The organism is Paenisporosarcina sp., assembly GCF_057785155.1.
Genome location: NZ_JBYNRN010000001.1, coordinates 1 through 13,039, shown reverse-complemented (window position 1 = coordinate 13,039; position 13,039 = coordinate 1). Strand labels below are relative to the sequence as shown.

The 13,039-nt window shown below is 37.7% G+C and carries 15 protein-coding genes and 2 pseudogenes; 15 read left to right on the top strand and 2 right to left on the bottom strand.

What is annotated here, in order from left to right; all coding sequences use genetic code 11:
• Window positions 1-59 precede the first annotated feature (59 nt).
• A complete protein-coding gene (locus AC3EA5_RS00085; protein WP_488606531.1) occupies window positions 60-611 on the bottom strand; it encodes a TVP38/TMEM64 family protein in 552 nt (183 codons plus the stop codon).
• Window positions 612-852: 241 nt separating this feature from the next.
• On the opposite strand from AC3EA5_RS00085, the gene AC3EA5_RS00080 reads away from it, so the two are divergent.
• From AC3EA5_RS00080 to AC3EA5_RS00010, 15 genes and pseudogenes are all read left to right on the top strand, one after another.
• Entirely contained in the window at window positions 853-1,965 is a 1,113-nt protein-coding gene (locus AC3EA5_RS00080) for a GNAT family N-acetyltransferase (protein ID WP_488606530.1), read from the top strand.
• A 24-nt stretch (window positions 1,966-1,989) separates the two neighbouring features.
• Window positions 1,990-2,382, top strand: coding sequence for a hypothetical protein (locus AC3EA5_RS00075; protein WP_488606529.1), 393 nt, complete (start codon window positions 1,990-1,992; stop codon window positions 2,380-2,382).
• Between the two features lie 75 nt (window positions 2,383-2,457).
• On the top strand, window positions 2,458-3,207 hold the full coding sequence (locus AC3EA5_RS00070; protein WP_488606528.1) for a class I SAM-dependent methyltransferase: 750 nt from the start codon (window positions 2,458-2,460) through the stop codon (window positions 3,205-3,207).
• A gap of 45 nt (window positions 3,208-3,252) precedes the next feature.
• The gene (locus AC3EA5_RS00065) at window positions 3,253-4,422 is read left to right on the top strand and encodes a M20 family metallopeptidase (RefSeq protein ID WP_488606527.1); all 1,170 of its coding nucleotides are present in this window, start codon (window positions 3,253-3,255) and stop codon (window positions 4,420-4,422) included.
• A gap of 82 nt (window positions 4,423-4,504) precedes the next feature.
• Window positions 4,505-5,008 carry a DUF6933 domain-containing protein gene (locus tag AC3EA5_RS00060; RefSeq protein WP_488606526.1) on the top strand — a complete coding sequence of 168 codons (504 nt, stop codon included), beginning with the start codon at window positions 4,505-4,507 and terminating at the stop codon, window positions 5,006-5,008.
• Between the two features lie 154 nt (window positions 5,009-5,162).
• Entirely contained in the window at window positions 5,163-5,405 is a 243-nt protein-coding gene (locus tag AC3EA5_RS00055) for a hypothetical protein (protein WP_488606525.1), read from the top strand.
• Window positions 5,390-5,449: pseudogene (locus tag AC3EA5_RS00050) on the top strand (hypothetical protein); the annotation flags it as partial. The gene AC3EA5_RS00055 and the pseudogene AC3EA5_RS00050, both read left to right, overlap by 16 nt.
• 170 nt (window positions 5,450-5,619) lie before the next feature.
• Window positions 5,620-5,772 carry a hypothetical protein gene (locus AC3EA5_RS00045; RefSeq protein WP_488606524.1) on the top strand — a complete coding sequence of 51 codons (153 nt, stop codon included), beginning with the start codon at window positions 5,620-5,622 and terminating at the stop codon, window positions 5,770-5,772.
• 212 nt (window positions 5,773-5,984) lie between these two features.
• Entirely contained in the window at window positions 5,985-6,719 is a 735-nt protein-coding gene (locus AC3EA5_RS00040) for a cytochrome c biogenesis CcdA family protein (RefSeq protein ID WP_488606687.1), read from the top strand.
• A 104-nt stretch (window positions 6,720-6,823) separates the two neighbouring features.
• Complete coding sequence (locus AC3EA5_RS00035) at window positions 6,824-7,045, top strand: copper ion binding protein (protein WP_488606686.1); 222 nt, start codon at window positions 6,824-6,826, stop codon at window positions 7,043-7,045.
• Between the two features lie 5 nt (window positions 7,046-7,050).
• Window positions 7,051-7,740, top strand: coding sequence for a hypothetical protein (locus AC3EA5_RS00030; protein ID WP_488606523.1), 690 nt, complete (start codon window positions 7,051-7,053; stop codon window positions 7,738-7,740).
• Between the two features lie 71 nt (window positions 7,741-7,811).
• Window positions 7,812-9,233 (top strand): MATE family efflux transporter, encoded by a 1,422-nt coding sequence (locus tag AC3EA5_RS00025; protein WP_488606522.1) that lies wholly within the window; start codon window positions 7,812-7,814, stop codon window positions 9,231-9,233.
• Window positions 9,234-9,253: 20 nt separating this feature from the next.
• Window positions 9,254-10,516 (top strand): multicopper oxidase family protein, encoded by a 1,263-nt coding sequence (locus tag AC3EA5_RS00020; RefSeq protein WP_488606521.1) that lies wholly within the window; start codon window positions 9,254-9,256, stop codon window positions 10,514-10,516.
• Complete coding sequence (locus tag AC3EA5_RS00015; RefSeq protein ID WP_488606520.1) at window positions 10,513-10,737, top strand: multicopper oxidase domain-containing protein; 225 nt, start codon at window positions 10,513-10,515, stop codon at window positions 10,735-10,737. Before AC3EA5_RS00020 ends, AC3EA5_RS00015 begins: the two co-directional genes overlap by 4 nt.
• Before the next feature lie 355 nt (window positions 10,738-11,092).
• Complete coding sequence (locus AC3EA5_RS00010; RefSeq protein WP_488606519.1) at window positions 11,093-11,413, top strand: hypothetical protein; 321 nt, start codon at window positions 11,093-11,095, stop codon at window positions 11,411-11,413.
• A 163-nt stretch (window positions 11,414-11,576) separates the two neighbouring features.
• Here the strand turns inward: AC3EA5_RS00010 and AC3EA5_RS00005 are convergent.
• Window positions 11,577-12,814, bottom strand: a pseudogene (locus AC3EA5_RS00005) (IS110 family RNA-guided transposase).
• Window positions 12,815-13,039 lie beyond the last annotated feature (225 nt).

The window sequence follows — 13,039 nt, the reverse complement described above, 5'->3', positions numbered from 1 at the left end:
TCCGATAATGACACTCCTAAATAGGTATATGCATGATCCCGGTATTCAGTTATGAGTATTTATTCCGCAGCGATGTTTAATTTATTCCGTTTGCCGACATACCAAAAAATCGTAGCTAAAATCATAAACAATAGGATTGAAATGTACCAAGGTAGTTCAGTAATGACCTCACCAAACGCTGTATAGAAGATTGCTGGCATGATTACACCAACCATGGAGAAAATCATATATTGCTTAAAGGTTTTTGACATTTCGATTAAATACAACGAAAGTAAATGGAAATGAACAAAAGGCATAATCCGTAAAATCATGACTTGGCCAATTGTAATGGAGTTATTTTTAAACATTTTATCTTTCAATCTCGTCACCCTAGCACGAAACTTCGGGAATTTCATCACAAGCAAATATGACACCCAGCTCATTAAAGTAAGTCCGATAAACGACAAAATGGCACCTTTAAAGAACCCGAATAATACGCCACCTGCGATACAAACAACAATAACAGGTAAGAATAAAAGCGGTCGCAATAAATGCAATAAGACAAATAGTATGGGTGCTAACCACCCCGCATTTTCTATGAAAGTTTGAAGGGTTTTATCAAATTGATCCATATATACCCTCCTAAAAATAATGTGACTTCTATAAAAGGAAGAATAACCTAGCAGGCATGTTTTTACAATTAAGTGTGACCATTCTTTCTTAACTTCTATTAAAACGGATGGGTATTCTAGAATTTATGCCGTCATATCGAAATTATGCAGATTGATTTGAATGAGAGGTTATGTCCAGCTGTGACCCCACAAGCGAGAGTAAGGGTAATAGAGCGATTATAAGAGGAGTTTTACTAAATATGTGGAATTTAATAAAGAGAAGCATCACAACAACGTAGAAGAAGGGTCGGATGAGAAGATGCAGGAAATAAAGTGGAAAGAAATAGATTTAAGCACCATAAAAATAGAGTACGTAGCGAAACTCTATTCGACTGTATGGGATAAGGATCCAATCGAATTTCAAGAACGGTTTAACCGTCATATAACGTACCCTCGATTTCATGCAGTCGGAGCGTATGCAGAGGATAAATTAGTCGGCTATGTTTACGGTTACGCTTCACGACCGGGTCAGTACTACCACGATAAATTGGCAGAAGCTTTAAAGGAAATGCCTGAATGGATGAATGAAACAATGGAATTGGTCGAATTGATGGTCAATCCAGATTTCTCTGGTCAAGGCATTGGCAAACAACTTGTTACGAAATGGTTAAGTTCCTTGCATGGACATGTGTTACTAACAACTAAAGAAGATAATAGGAAAGCTCAAGAACTTTACGAAAAGCTTGGGTTTGAGCAACTAATAAATGATTTCCACCCAAACGATTCAAGCAACTGGATCATATACGGAAAAGTGATTCCTTGGATACTTCCTAACATTGAAACGGATCGACTTCTTTTAAGACCGTGGCAAAAGGAAGATGCAGAAGATTTATACAAGTATGCGAAAGATGATCGCGTAGGGCCAATGGCAGGTTGGGCACCACACCAAAATGTCGAAGAAAGTCTTGAAGTCATTGGATTCTTCCAATCTGCAGGAGATACATATGCGATTGAATGGAAAGAGACGGGTACAGTAATTGGTGGTATTGGCTTGCACGACCGTCGACCTGATATAGATCGAAAGCATTTGCCTCAACGAGAAATCGGTTATGTGCTTAGTCCAGAATATTGGGGGAAAGGCATCATGCCTGAAGCCGTTGAAGCAGTTGTTCATCATGGATTTGTAGATATGAATCTCGACATTATCTGGTGCGGACATTTTGACTTTAACAACAACTCTCGTCGCGTCGTCGAAAAAACAGGTTTCCGCTATCTTTGGACGAAGCCATTTGTTCTTACGAGACTAGGTAATCGCGAAGTGCAAAACTTACTTTATATACAGACTCGAGAAGACTACTTTCAAAACCGAAACTAAACTGCCTCTCTTGGAGGAACTAGTGTGACTAAATCAGAATCCTTAACAGCGATTACTATAGGCACTTTATATGCACTCAGTATTTCATTGGTGATACCCATTATTGGGAATTTAATGTATTCAGAGTTGATTTCTTTCCCTTTTTTTCTCCTGATGACGTTGAACCCTTCAATTGGTGCATTTGGAATTCTTCTTCATTTGAAAATCAGTAAAGGGAATTTAGTATGCTTATTTGCCAGTCTAATTCTCGGTTTTTTCATATCATTCTTCTCGATGTTCATCGCATTATTTTTGGACAACATGTTTAAAGATAAAATATATTGGTCTTTATTGGACGTTGAATCATTTAAATGGTTTTTGGCATTTGCTATGATCGGTACTATACTTTTTATTCCAACCAGCTTTGTGTTTATTTAAATTTCGCTTAAGTATTTTTCCATTTCGAATAAAGGCAAGAATGATTAGAAGATTGAAGTAAAGGAGAGTGTTCGCATGAGGGAAACCTATTTTTATGAAGCTTTTGAAGGGCTTACGAGATTAGCCCCTGGAAGTGAGCATTCTACTAAAACGGCTATTTCTCTGGTGAATATTCAGCGAGATAGAAAAATCAATATATTAGATATAGGTTGTGGGATAGGTACACAAACTTTACTTTTAGCTGAGATGTTTCCAAATGCGCATATAAAAGCTATCGATACAAGTGAACATTTTCTAGCTGTGTTAAGAACGCATCTAGTTGAAAAAGGTCTTTCTGAAAGAGTCGATGTATTAAACCTATCCATGTTTGATATGGATTTTCCCTTTGAATCATTCGATATCATTTGGGCAGAGGGTTCCATCTATATCGCTGGATTTCAAAGAGGGTTGAAAGATTGGAATCCATTTTTGAAACAAGATGGCTATCTTGTGTGTAGTGAAATTTCTTGGTTACATAATAATCCCGCAGTCGAAAGTAAGAATTTTTGGGAACATGGCTACTCGGAAATGAATACGATTCCAGCAAAAATAAAACAAATAGACGATGCCCAGTATTCGTATCAATCATCATTTACCCTGCCTAAAGAAGACTGGACAGAGGAATACTATAAACCTTTAGAAAAGAATCTTCTTCAAATGAAAGATAAATATGAAGGTAATGATATTGCGTTAGGAATTGTGGACATGCTCCAACAGGAAATCGATCTATATAACCAATACAATCGTGATTATAGCTATGTGTTTTATGTCATGAAGAAGAGATGATTTTTTAGGTGTATACCTAGTAATTGCTAGAGAGGACGTGTAGAAATGAAAGACCAAATGAAGAAAGAGTTACGGGGTATAGAGCAGGATTTATGGGCAATGAGTGATCACTTATATCATCACCCTGAGCTTGGGGACCAGGAATTTAAATCCATGGAGCTACTCGTCAATTATTTAGAACGCCATGATTTTCATGTGGAAAAAGGCATTGTAGGTCGTCCCACTTCATTCCGTGCAGTATTTGATAGCGGGGTTAAGGGTCCTGCTATTGCATTTCTAGCAGAATACGATGCACTACCAGGTGTTGGTCATGGATGCGGACATAATATGATTGGAACAATGGGCATTGGTGCGGGTGTTCTTTTATCTAAAGTTGTCTCGGATATCGGTGGGAAGGTTGTCGTCCTTGGCACACCTGCTGAAGAAACGAACGGTGCGAAAGTAACCATGGCTGAACAAAGTGTGTTTCAAGACATTGATGCGGCAATGATTCTTCATCCATCTGATGAATCTTATGAAAGTGGAGATTCACTTGCAATGGACGCCATTCAGTTTGATTTTAAAGGACGTCCGAGTCATGCGGCAGCTTCACCTGAAAAAGGCATCAATGCACTTGATGCAGTATTACAGTTGTTTAATGGTGTAAATGCTCTGCGTCAACATGTGCGTTCGGATGTTAGAATACACGGCATTATCACAGAAGGTGGTGTTGCGGCCAATGTCGTACCAGAATATGCTTCAGCCCAGTTTTATGTAAGAGCTGCAGATCGGACTTATTTAAATGAAGTGGTAGAGAAGGTAAGAAAGATTGCAGAGGGGGCTGAGCTTATGACTGGTGCTCAACTTTCCATGCATAACTACGAATTAAGTTACGATAACATGATTACCAATAAAGTGATGTCGAACCTATTCAGTAAGAATTTGAAGTCAACCGGAGTGGAAACCATTCATCCTTCGAAAGACTCCTATGGTTCACTAGACATGGGAAATGTCAGTCAAGTTTGCCCATCCATTCATCCGTACATTGGACTTGATTCACCAGGTCTCGTATTCCATACAACGGAAATGGCCGATCTAACCATCACAGACAATTCTCATCACATTTTATCTCGAGGTGCATTGGCAATGGCACTTACAGGTTATGATTTGCTGGCAAACCCAGAATTGCTTGAGCAAGTAAAAGCGGAATTTGAAGTGAGAAACAATAAATCTTAAAAGGTCATACGGATAATTCTTTACATTTATTTTTCGCCCTCAATAAAGAAAGAGTAAATTTTTATAGCAAGGAGGTGCACGAATGCTGACCATTCAATGTTCAAAAAAATTGATGGATTATATAAACAAAGATATCGACCAACTACCTGACATCCAGGACAAATTATTCTCGTGGCACGCGCATCTATTTATTGTGCAACGAAAAAAATACATAATCATTATGAACAATCAATCTCGCTATAACTTTGTTTTGGGGCCACTATTAAAAAAAGACGTAAAATATTTAGATGACCTCATTATTGAGGGGATTAAAGATAATCTGAAAGCTGACGAAATCGAGCAGGCGATGATCGACGAATACTTGAAACAAATGGATGAATTTAGTTACACAAAAACGAGTGAGAGATCAATTATCGGACAAATAAATGACTGTATAAATTATCTTGAACATTTTAGGAACGCCGATGGTGATTTAGATCTAGCTAAAATCAATCGAAGGTTAAACAAATTTCCTATGTTAAAACTACCCTTAAGGTATTCAGGTAGAACAATGAACAATGACTTGCGAGAACGATTTTCTAATTAACGTGGGTACTATAATTAAAAGGCTTGGAGCCATAATAAATCTCCAAGCCTTTTTTTGTACTACTTACTTGCTACATACCGCCGATTTACTTTTGAAATCTATCCATACAATTTTTAAATAGTTAATGAAGCATGTTGGTTTAACGGCTGGGGTTATGTTTTGGAGCAACTTTCAAGGAGATTTATTTCTTTCAACGCTTTTAGGTATGCTCTTTGGGGTACTTGCGGGTTCTCTATGTGGAATTTGTTTTGGTCTACTTGCATCTATAGAAGGATTAATATCTGGCTTAAGGGGTGGCATGATGGGGGCGATGCTAGGAGAAACAATTGCGCTTGAACATGCGACTGATGTTCTTATCAAAATGATTACACTCCGACAAAGGATGGAGAAAAGGTGACAAACCATAAATGGGTATCTAAAAGTGATCTTTCAGCCAAATAAATCACACCCATTCTCAAAAGTAAAAGAGCTGATTCCTTTATGGTTCAGCTCTTTTTACTTGTGACTATATAAATTAATATAGGATTTAAAGTTAGTCTTGAGTCTGCATAAATTCTTCATATTTATAAATTATCATTAAATAGTGAATAGTTGGGAGGTGAATGTTATTCATGAACAAAGTGGCAACATATTTTCGTACGAAAGTTCTAATTATGGTAGCTTTACTCATGATTTTTCTTCATCAAACCATTATTCATATTAGAATTGATGAGGAATTTTCACAATTGGTATTAAAAGGTGCAAATCATCGAAATGTGCTTTAGAAAATTTTTCACAAGAAACGATGCATCATATTCTGTTGATGGAATATGCTAGCGAACGTCGAGTTGGCATTACTTATAAAGAGTTCAATCTGATTGTAAGTTCTGATATGAAAAATACAAATCTTACAATTTTCACGGAAATTGGCTATCCAAATGGCGAAGATAGTTGTTGGGAAAGGAACATTGCAGGAAAAGAGAGGGAATTGGTAAGTATGTATAGTTTATTATCGAAAATCAGTACTACACTAAGTGAACCGTTTAGTATTTTTGCACATTCTTTTTCTGATTACCCGTTTCTGGTAGCAATATTTCTTGGTATCGTCGGGGCAGTAGCCCCCTGTCAATTGACAGGGAATATAAGTGCAATCACGTATTATGGAAATCAGGCAATACAAGACCGAACCGATTGGCTGGATGTTTTTTCATTCATTCTTGGGAAAATTTTTGTGTTCAGCATACTGGGTCTCCTGGTATGGCTCTTTGGACAAACATTTGAGCAGAAGATGATAACTTATTTCCCGTTTTTAAGAAACATAATAGGTCCTTTAATTATATTTGTGGGACTTGTCTTGCTGGGAGTTTTTAAACTAAATCTAATTAATAGAATTACAAGCAGAATTCCACTGATAATGAGAAAAGGGAAAATTGGTTCATTCTTGATGGGTGTGAGTTTCTCAATTGCTTTTTGTCCAACCATGTTTGTTATATTCTTTGTTTCACTCATGCCATTGGTAGTAACTTCACCTTATGGGATGCTTTTGCCGATAGTGTTTGGAATCGCAACTTCCTTGCCAATAATAATTGTTCTCTCCATTATGTGGTTCCTTGAAATAGACAATCAAACATTCATGAATAGTAAAAAAATTGGATTTTTCATTCAAAAAACTGCTGGTTATTTACTAGTCATAATTGGAATACTTGATACAATAACGTATTGGGCGATATAAATGGCGTTGATCTAACTTTAAATATATAGGGATTATTGCTAGGGTGCTTCATGTAATAAAGAATCATTAAAATTCTTAGTTCTCATAATGAAGTCTAATGCTGCATCGTTAAAAGAAGTGTTCTCATAGTCGGGATGTCTTGTGGATATTGTGTAAATAAAATTGAAGGTCATGTAGGAAAACTATCTGGAGTAGAAAGCGTGAAGGTTAAACTTTCCATTGGACAAGTAGAAGTGGCTTTTCAAGAGAATCAGGTCACTTTAGAAGAGATTAAAGGAGCTAATCAAGAGACAGGTTATGATGTCGTCGAACCAAAAAGAAATTAAAAGGAGTGTTGAAATTGGAAAATCATAATCATCACCATCAAGGTCATCAGCAATCAACTGAGTCTGAAGTATTTGTAAATGCCAGCTACGAGAACGGAAAAATCTATGTGGAGTTACAAGACAAAAATCAAGAGGCACCCGAGCTTGAAGTGAGTCATGAAAAAGAATTCCATTTAATTGTAGTGAGTGAAGATTTAAGTAAATATAAACACTTGCATCCGATTCAAACGGAAAAAGGAAAATTCGAACAAGAAGTTGATTTAGAATCAGGCATGTATAAGCTATTCGTGGATATACAGCCTAAAGGATTGGCTTATCAGGTGAAGCCAGTACATATTCACGTGGACCATCATACTTCCTCTGAAAAAGTCGGACTTCAAGTTGATCGTGAATTCATCAATACCATAGACGGTCGTCAAGTCGAGCTTTCTATTGATTCATTGAGAGCCCACCATCCAACTGTGTTCACATTTGATACTAAAGACATTTCACCAGAACCGTATCTCGGAGCCCTTGGACATGTGGTGATACTAGATGAAAAAGGAGAACAGTTTATACATGTTCACCCATCATCCGATGAGGATACTGTATTTGAAACGGTATTTCATAAACCAGGCCTTTACAAGGTATGGGGAGAGTTCAAATTTGATGGGAAAGTGATTGTTTACCCGTTTGTAATCGAAATCACGGAGTAAATGCCTGCAGCCCATACATCAAGTATGGGCTGTTTTTAATAAAGTTTGGATAGGTAAAGGAGGAACCCAAAATGAATGAGGGAAAGGTGTTACAAGATAATAACGTTACACGGACAAAAATAAAATTGGTTTTCTTACTTGCGTTACCTGCTGTTGCAGAGAATTTTTTTCAAACGTTGCTAGGCTTCGTAGACACATTATTTGTATCTAAAATTGGTCTTGCCGAAGTCTCCGCTGTGGGAGTGACAAATGCAATCCTTGCTATTTACTTTGCAGTATTTATGGCAATCGGTGTTGCAGTAAATGTGTTTGTGGCAAACAACTTAGGTGCTGGGAAGATTGAAAGAGCCAGACATATCGCCCAACAGTCAATTATCTTGTCTGTGCTAGCAGGACTACTATTTGGTGTAGTGACACTGTTTTTTACTGAGCCTCTTCTACTGTTGATGGGTGTTGAGACCGCTGTGTTACAAGCCGGTACTATTTATTTCAAAATAGTAGGTATACCGTCAATAGTTATGGCGCTCATGTTCACACTGAGTAGTATCTTGCGTGGGGCAGGAGATACCAAATCACCTATGAAAGTAAGTATTGTGGTCAATATTGTCAACATTGTACTTGATTACGTGCTAATCTTTGGATTCTGGATGATCCCAGGCCTTGGAATCGTAGGGGCGGCACTTGCTACGGTGCTTGCTCGTATTGTAGGAACTTTACTGCTAATGAATTATATTCGAAAGACCGAAGTGATTGCATTTAGAAAAGATTTTTGGAAACCGGACTTTGAGCATTTACGAGAATTGGCGAATCTAGGAAGTCCCGCAGCCATCGAGAGATTAGTGATGAGGGCCGGCCAGATTGTCTATTTCGGATTCATTGTCGTCCTAGGAACAAATACGTTCGCAGCACACCAGATTGCAGGGAATCTCGAAATATTCTCATATATGCTCGCCTATGGATTTGCGACTGCTGCTACGATATTGGTTGGACGGCATATCGGAGCCGGTGATCGTGAAAGTGCAAAAGAATATGCCAAACTAAGCACCTACTTAGCAATGGGATTCATGTCCCTATTTGGTATCTTGCTTTTCTTTTTAGGAGGATGGGCGGGTTCCCTCTTTACGGATGATTCACAGGTGATCAACGATATTGATATTGCATTAAAAATTGCGGCTTTCTTTCAACCGTTCTTAGCTATCGTCCTTGTTCTGACAGGTGGGTTTCAAGGAGCAAACAATACAAAGTTTCCAATGTATTTGACCAGTGTTGGAATGTGGGTGATCCGTACGGGAGCAGTCTACCTGTTAGCTATCCAACTTGAGATGGGGATAGCGGGTGTATGGATTGCGATAGGACTTGACATCGTATTTAAGGCGATTGTCCTTTGGATTCAGTTCAGCAGAGACCGTTGGATTAGAGTGATACCTGAACCACAAAGTCCCTGTCACCCCGAGACAAGAAACGAAAAATCAAGATGTGTGAACAACTATTAACGTAGGAGGATTAAGAAAATATGAAAAAGTATTTGGGAGGGTTCATATTACTGTTCATCCTAATCGGAGTACTCATCGGATGCTCTGAATCTAGTGGGATGCAACATTCAGATATGAATATGGATAACCATGACAACATGGACGGCGAGATGGATCATGGCAACATGGAGGAAGCACATGGAAAACAAGTTGAATTGAAGAGTTCAAGTGGAGAGAATGAGATTTCTATTCCAGTCGCTATGAAAAGTGAAAGTAAAGAAGAGACTCGGTATACAATTCGTGCAAAGAAAGGACATACTGAAATCTATAAAGGAATCAAGTCTGATACGCTTGGATACAATGGTTCTTTGTTAGGACCTATGCTCACTTTTAAGGCTGAGGAAATGGTGACGATGAGATTGATCAATGAACTGGAAGAAGAAACGACATTTCATTGGCATGGTCTTGAGATACCAGCAGATATAGACGGTGGGCCTCATGATACATTGAAACCTGGGGATGAGCGTACCATTACTTTCAAAGTTAAGCAGGATGCAGCTACGTTATGGTTTCACCCCCACCCGAAAGGTAAGACGGCAGAACAAGTCTACAATGGACTGGCAGGTCTGATTTATATTGAAGATGAAGCGACCAACCAATTAGGCCTACCAGATCAATATGGAATCAACGACATTCCCTTAATTATTCAGGACAGAATGTTCAAGGAGAAGCGATTAGATTACCAAACTGCCAAAAATACAGATGGAACAATAGGCGATACAGTGCTCGTAAACGGAACTGTAGATCCTAAACTGACATTGGCGAAAGAGAAAGTAAGATTGCGATTGTTGAATGGATCGAATGCTCGTAATTACACACTCAGTTTGGACAATGACGATACGCTTGAACAGATTGGAACGGACGGTGGATTATTGAATAAACCTATTCAAAGGAATGAAGTCACTTTGACTCCTTCTGAAAGAGCAGAAATAATCATTGACTTCTCAAAAGTGAAAGCTAATAAAATGGCTCTAGTAGACGACGAAGGCGTGAAAATCCTTGTGTTCAATTTAAAAGATGAAGTCAAATCTTCAAAAGATCTACCAAAAGAGATGAATGACTATGAAGTCACGCAAGAGGAATTATCGCTTCCTGTGACCAAGAAGATCGAACTATTTGGCATGATGGACAATGTCACCATCAACGGAAAGAAATTTGATGCAGATCGAATAGATTTCGAACAAAAAAAAGGTGTTACAGAGGTCTGGGAGATTTATAATAAACCAGATGAAATGGGGGGATGATTCATCCTTTCCACATCCACGGTACCCAATTTAAAATCATTTCGAGAGATGGGAAAACTCCACCTGAATCGGAACAAGGTTGGAAAGACAGTCTTTCTGTATCCCCCGGTGAAAAGGTGAGGGTTGCAATCGAATTTCAATATGAAGGTATATATATGTTCCATTGTCACATCCTCGAACATGAAGACAATGGTATGATGGGGCAAATTAACGTTTATTGAATAATATGATTGAATTTCATATGTGAAATTATGTTCTTTGACCACGCTCATGTATAAATAAGAAGTTATTTATTACAATAGAGAGTTCATAGTAAACATGTTTACTAAGACTAATTTAAAAGGCTATGTTAAAGGTAAAGGTTGATTTATAGTGAAATGGTATGGTGACACCTACCTTCATCTGCTTAAATTAAATTTACACCAACTGGATATTTATGTTAAAATAATAAAAAGTTTGTGAAGGTTTGCACTTAAACTAACGCGGCAGGTTAGTTGCACAAGCAATATAATAATTTTCGTAAAATAAGGTAGGACAATCAATTTTTTCGACAGTTCAATTCGAGGGGGGAAATAAATGAAGTATTTGTTATCGGTAATAACTGTTATCTTTCTTGTGGGGTGCAGTTCATCTACATCTTGGGCGTACCAATTCCTAAAATACAATGACGTGCATTATATTGTTACGGAGGAAAAAGTGGAAAGCTATGACCTTGGGGAGAAATTAGGAGAAGTGAAATACTACCTTGAGGAAGAACAAAACAGCAAGGATTTATCTTCAAATATTTACCCTAAAGGAACAGATTTTTATGAAATTAATGGGATAAGTTCGTTAGAGGCAATAGCAGTCAAAGATGTTGAAGGGGAAATAATTAAACTAGTGGCAGAGGGAGAATGATGTAAATAAATATTGTTCTTATTAAACTAAACCAGCCAATAGTTTGTCAATATTTATTAATGAAAACTAAAAATAGTTCATGCTATACTTATTTGTGCATGCCAAATAACCTTTCAAATCTCTTTATTTGGAAAGGTTTAGGCTCTTTGGTTATATTTTTGAACTAGGCTAGATCTTGGAAATCTGATTTACTTTTTAAAAGTGCATAAATCCACTGTAAGAGTTTATTTGCACATGCTATCACAGCTACCTTAAAAGGCTTTCCTTCTTCACGTTTCTTATCATAAAACTCTCGTAGCCTCTTATTTCGAGGAATGAGTTCATCGGTCGTTTTTTTCTTGCGACAATCACGTATGGCACATTTAACGGCCATATATAAGGCGTGTCGTAGTCTACTGGAACCTCTTTTGGTAATCCGATTCAAAGTGCCTTTGAATGTACCAGATTCAAAAACACTTGGATCAATTCCTGCAAACGCCACTAGTTTTTTAGGGTGATTAAACCGATTAATTTCCCCGATTTCAGAAATAATCGTTGCCGCGATCTTTTCGCCGATACCGGGGATTGATTGGAGAATCTTATATTCTTCAATACTTTTCGCTAAAGCATCTATTTCATCTTCAAGGTTGGATAGATGTTTTTTGTATTCAAGAAGCATATTTATATACATATTCATGCTTAAATTAAGGCTATTATATAACGTCTTCTGAAATGGGTTACGACCTGCGGCAGCCTTCAATTTTTCAGACTGACTGTTTGCCCATTTCTGCGAACGGCTTTTACATAATTCTTTTATTTTGGTTGCGATGGTTTCTTCACTAGTTGCCAAAACTTCTTCTGAAGTAGGAAATGCTTGTAGTGTTAGTAATGAAACGTCTGAATACAAGTCTCCAAAAACCCCACAGTATTCAGGAAATACTTGATCTAAAACGGATTGGAATTGTAGTTTAGTTTGTACATACATTCCTGTAATATTTTCATGCTGTCTGGTAAGGTTACGTAAATTTAAGAGTTGGATTCCTCTTTGTTTATAAGGTTCTAGGTCCTCTTTATAAAACATCTCGCAGAGATGACGAGCGTCTATAATATCAGTCTTTACTTTACGTAAACTTGAGCTCTCTTTGCTCGATACGAAACGAGTGGATTAACCATGATTAATAAATATCCTCTGTCTTCGAAAAATTGAACAACTGGTACATGATAATGACCGGTAGATTCCAAAACAATAGGGGGCCTTTCTCCAGAAACCTCTTCTATTTCTCTAATAAACTCTAAAAGAGATGTCAGCCCTTCAAGTGTATGTGCTACTTTAAAGCTCTTTTTATACGGTTGCTTTTTATCCAAGAATGCTTGAACCTGACTTTCACCTTTTGCGACATCCAGACCAATTACTGGATTCATCATTATTTTCCTCCTTGTCATATAATTAACCGGTAACCCCTATTCCTCCATGTAGTATCATAGCTTCGCTTGTTATACGAGATCAGAGTCCCAACCAGCCTCAATCATGTTTCTACAAGTAGGGGGCGAACTGTTTAGTTGACGGGATCACTAGCCCCACGGGTGCTTACGTTCTACCCCGGCTACCGCTATCATATATCGATATAAAAAATGGTCAACCAGAAA

Excerpts from the sequence above, each read along its gene's own strand:
- AC3EA5_RS00085 (WP_488606531.1), bottom strand. The coding sequence starts at position 611 with ATGGATCAATTTGATAAAACCCTTCAAACTTTCATAGAAAATGCGGGG.
- AC3EA5_RS00070 (WP_488606528.1), top strand. The coding sequence starts at position 2,458 with ATGAGGGAAACCTATTTTTATGAAGCTTTTGAAGGGCTTACGAGATTA.
- AC3EA5_RS00065 (WP_488606527.1), top strand. The coding sequence starts at position 3,253 with ATGAAAGACCAAATGAAGAAAGAGTTACGGGGTATAGAGCAGGATTTA.
- AC3EA5_RS00060 (WP_488606526.1), top strand. The coding sequence starts at position 4,505 with ATGCTGACCATTCAATGTTCAAAAAAATTGATGGATTATATAAACAAA.
- AC3EA5_RS00055 (WP_488606525.1), top strand. The coding sequence starts at position 5,163 with ATGTTTTGGAGCAACTTTCAAGGAGATTTATTTCTTTCAACGCTTTTA.
- AC3EA5_RS00045 (WP_488606524.1), top strand. The coding sequence starts at position 5,620 with ATGAACAAAGTGGCAACATATTTTCGTACGAAAGTTCTAATTATGGTA.
- AC3EA5_RS00040 (WP_488606687.1), top strand. The coding sequence starts at position 5,985 with ATGTATAGTTTATTATCGAAAATCAGTACTACACTAAGTGAACCGTTT.
- AC3EA5_RS00025 (WP_488606522.1), top strand. The coding sequence starts at position 7,812 with ATGAATGAGGGAAAGGTGTTACAAGATAATAACGTTACACGGACAAAA.
- AC3EA5_RS00020 (WP_488606521.1), top strand. The coding sequence starts at position 9,254 with ATGAAAAAGTATTTGGGAGGGTTCATATTACTGTTCATCCTAATCGGA.
- AC3EA5_RS00015 (WP_488606520.1), top strand. The coding sequence starts at position 10,513 with ATGATTCATCCTTTCCACATCCACGGTACCCAATTTAAAATCATTTCG.
- AC3EA5_RS00010 (WP_488606519.1), top strand. The coding sequence starts at position 11,093 with ATGAAGTATTTGTTATCGGTAATAACTGTTATCTTTCTTGTGGGGTGC.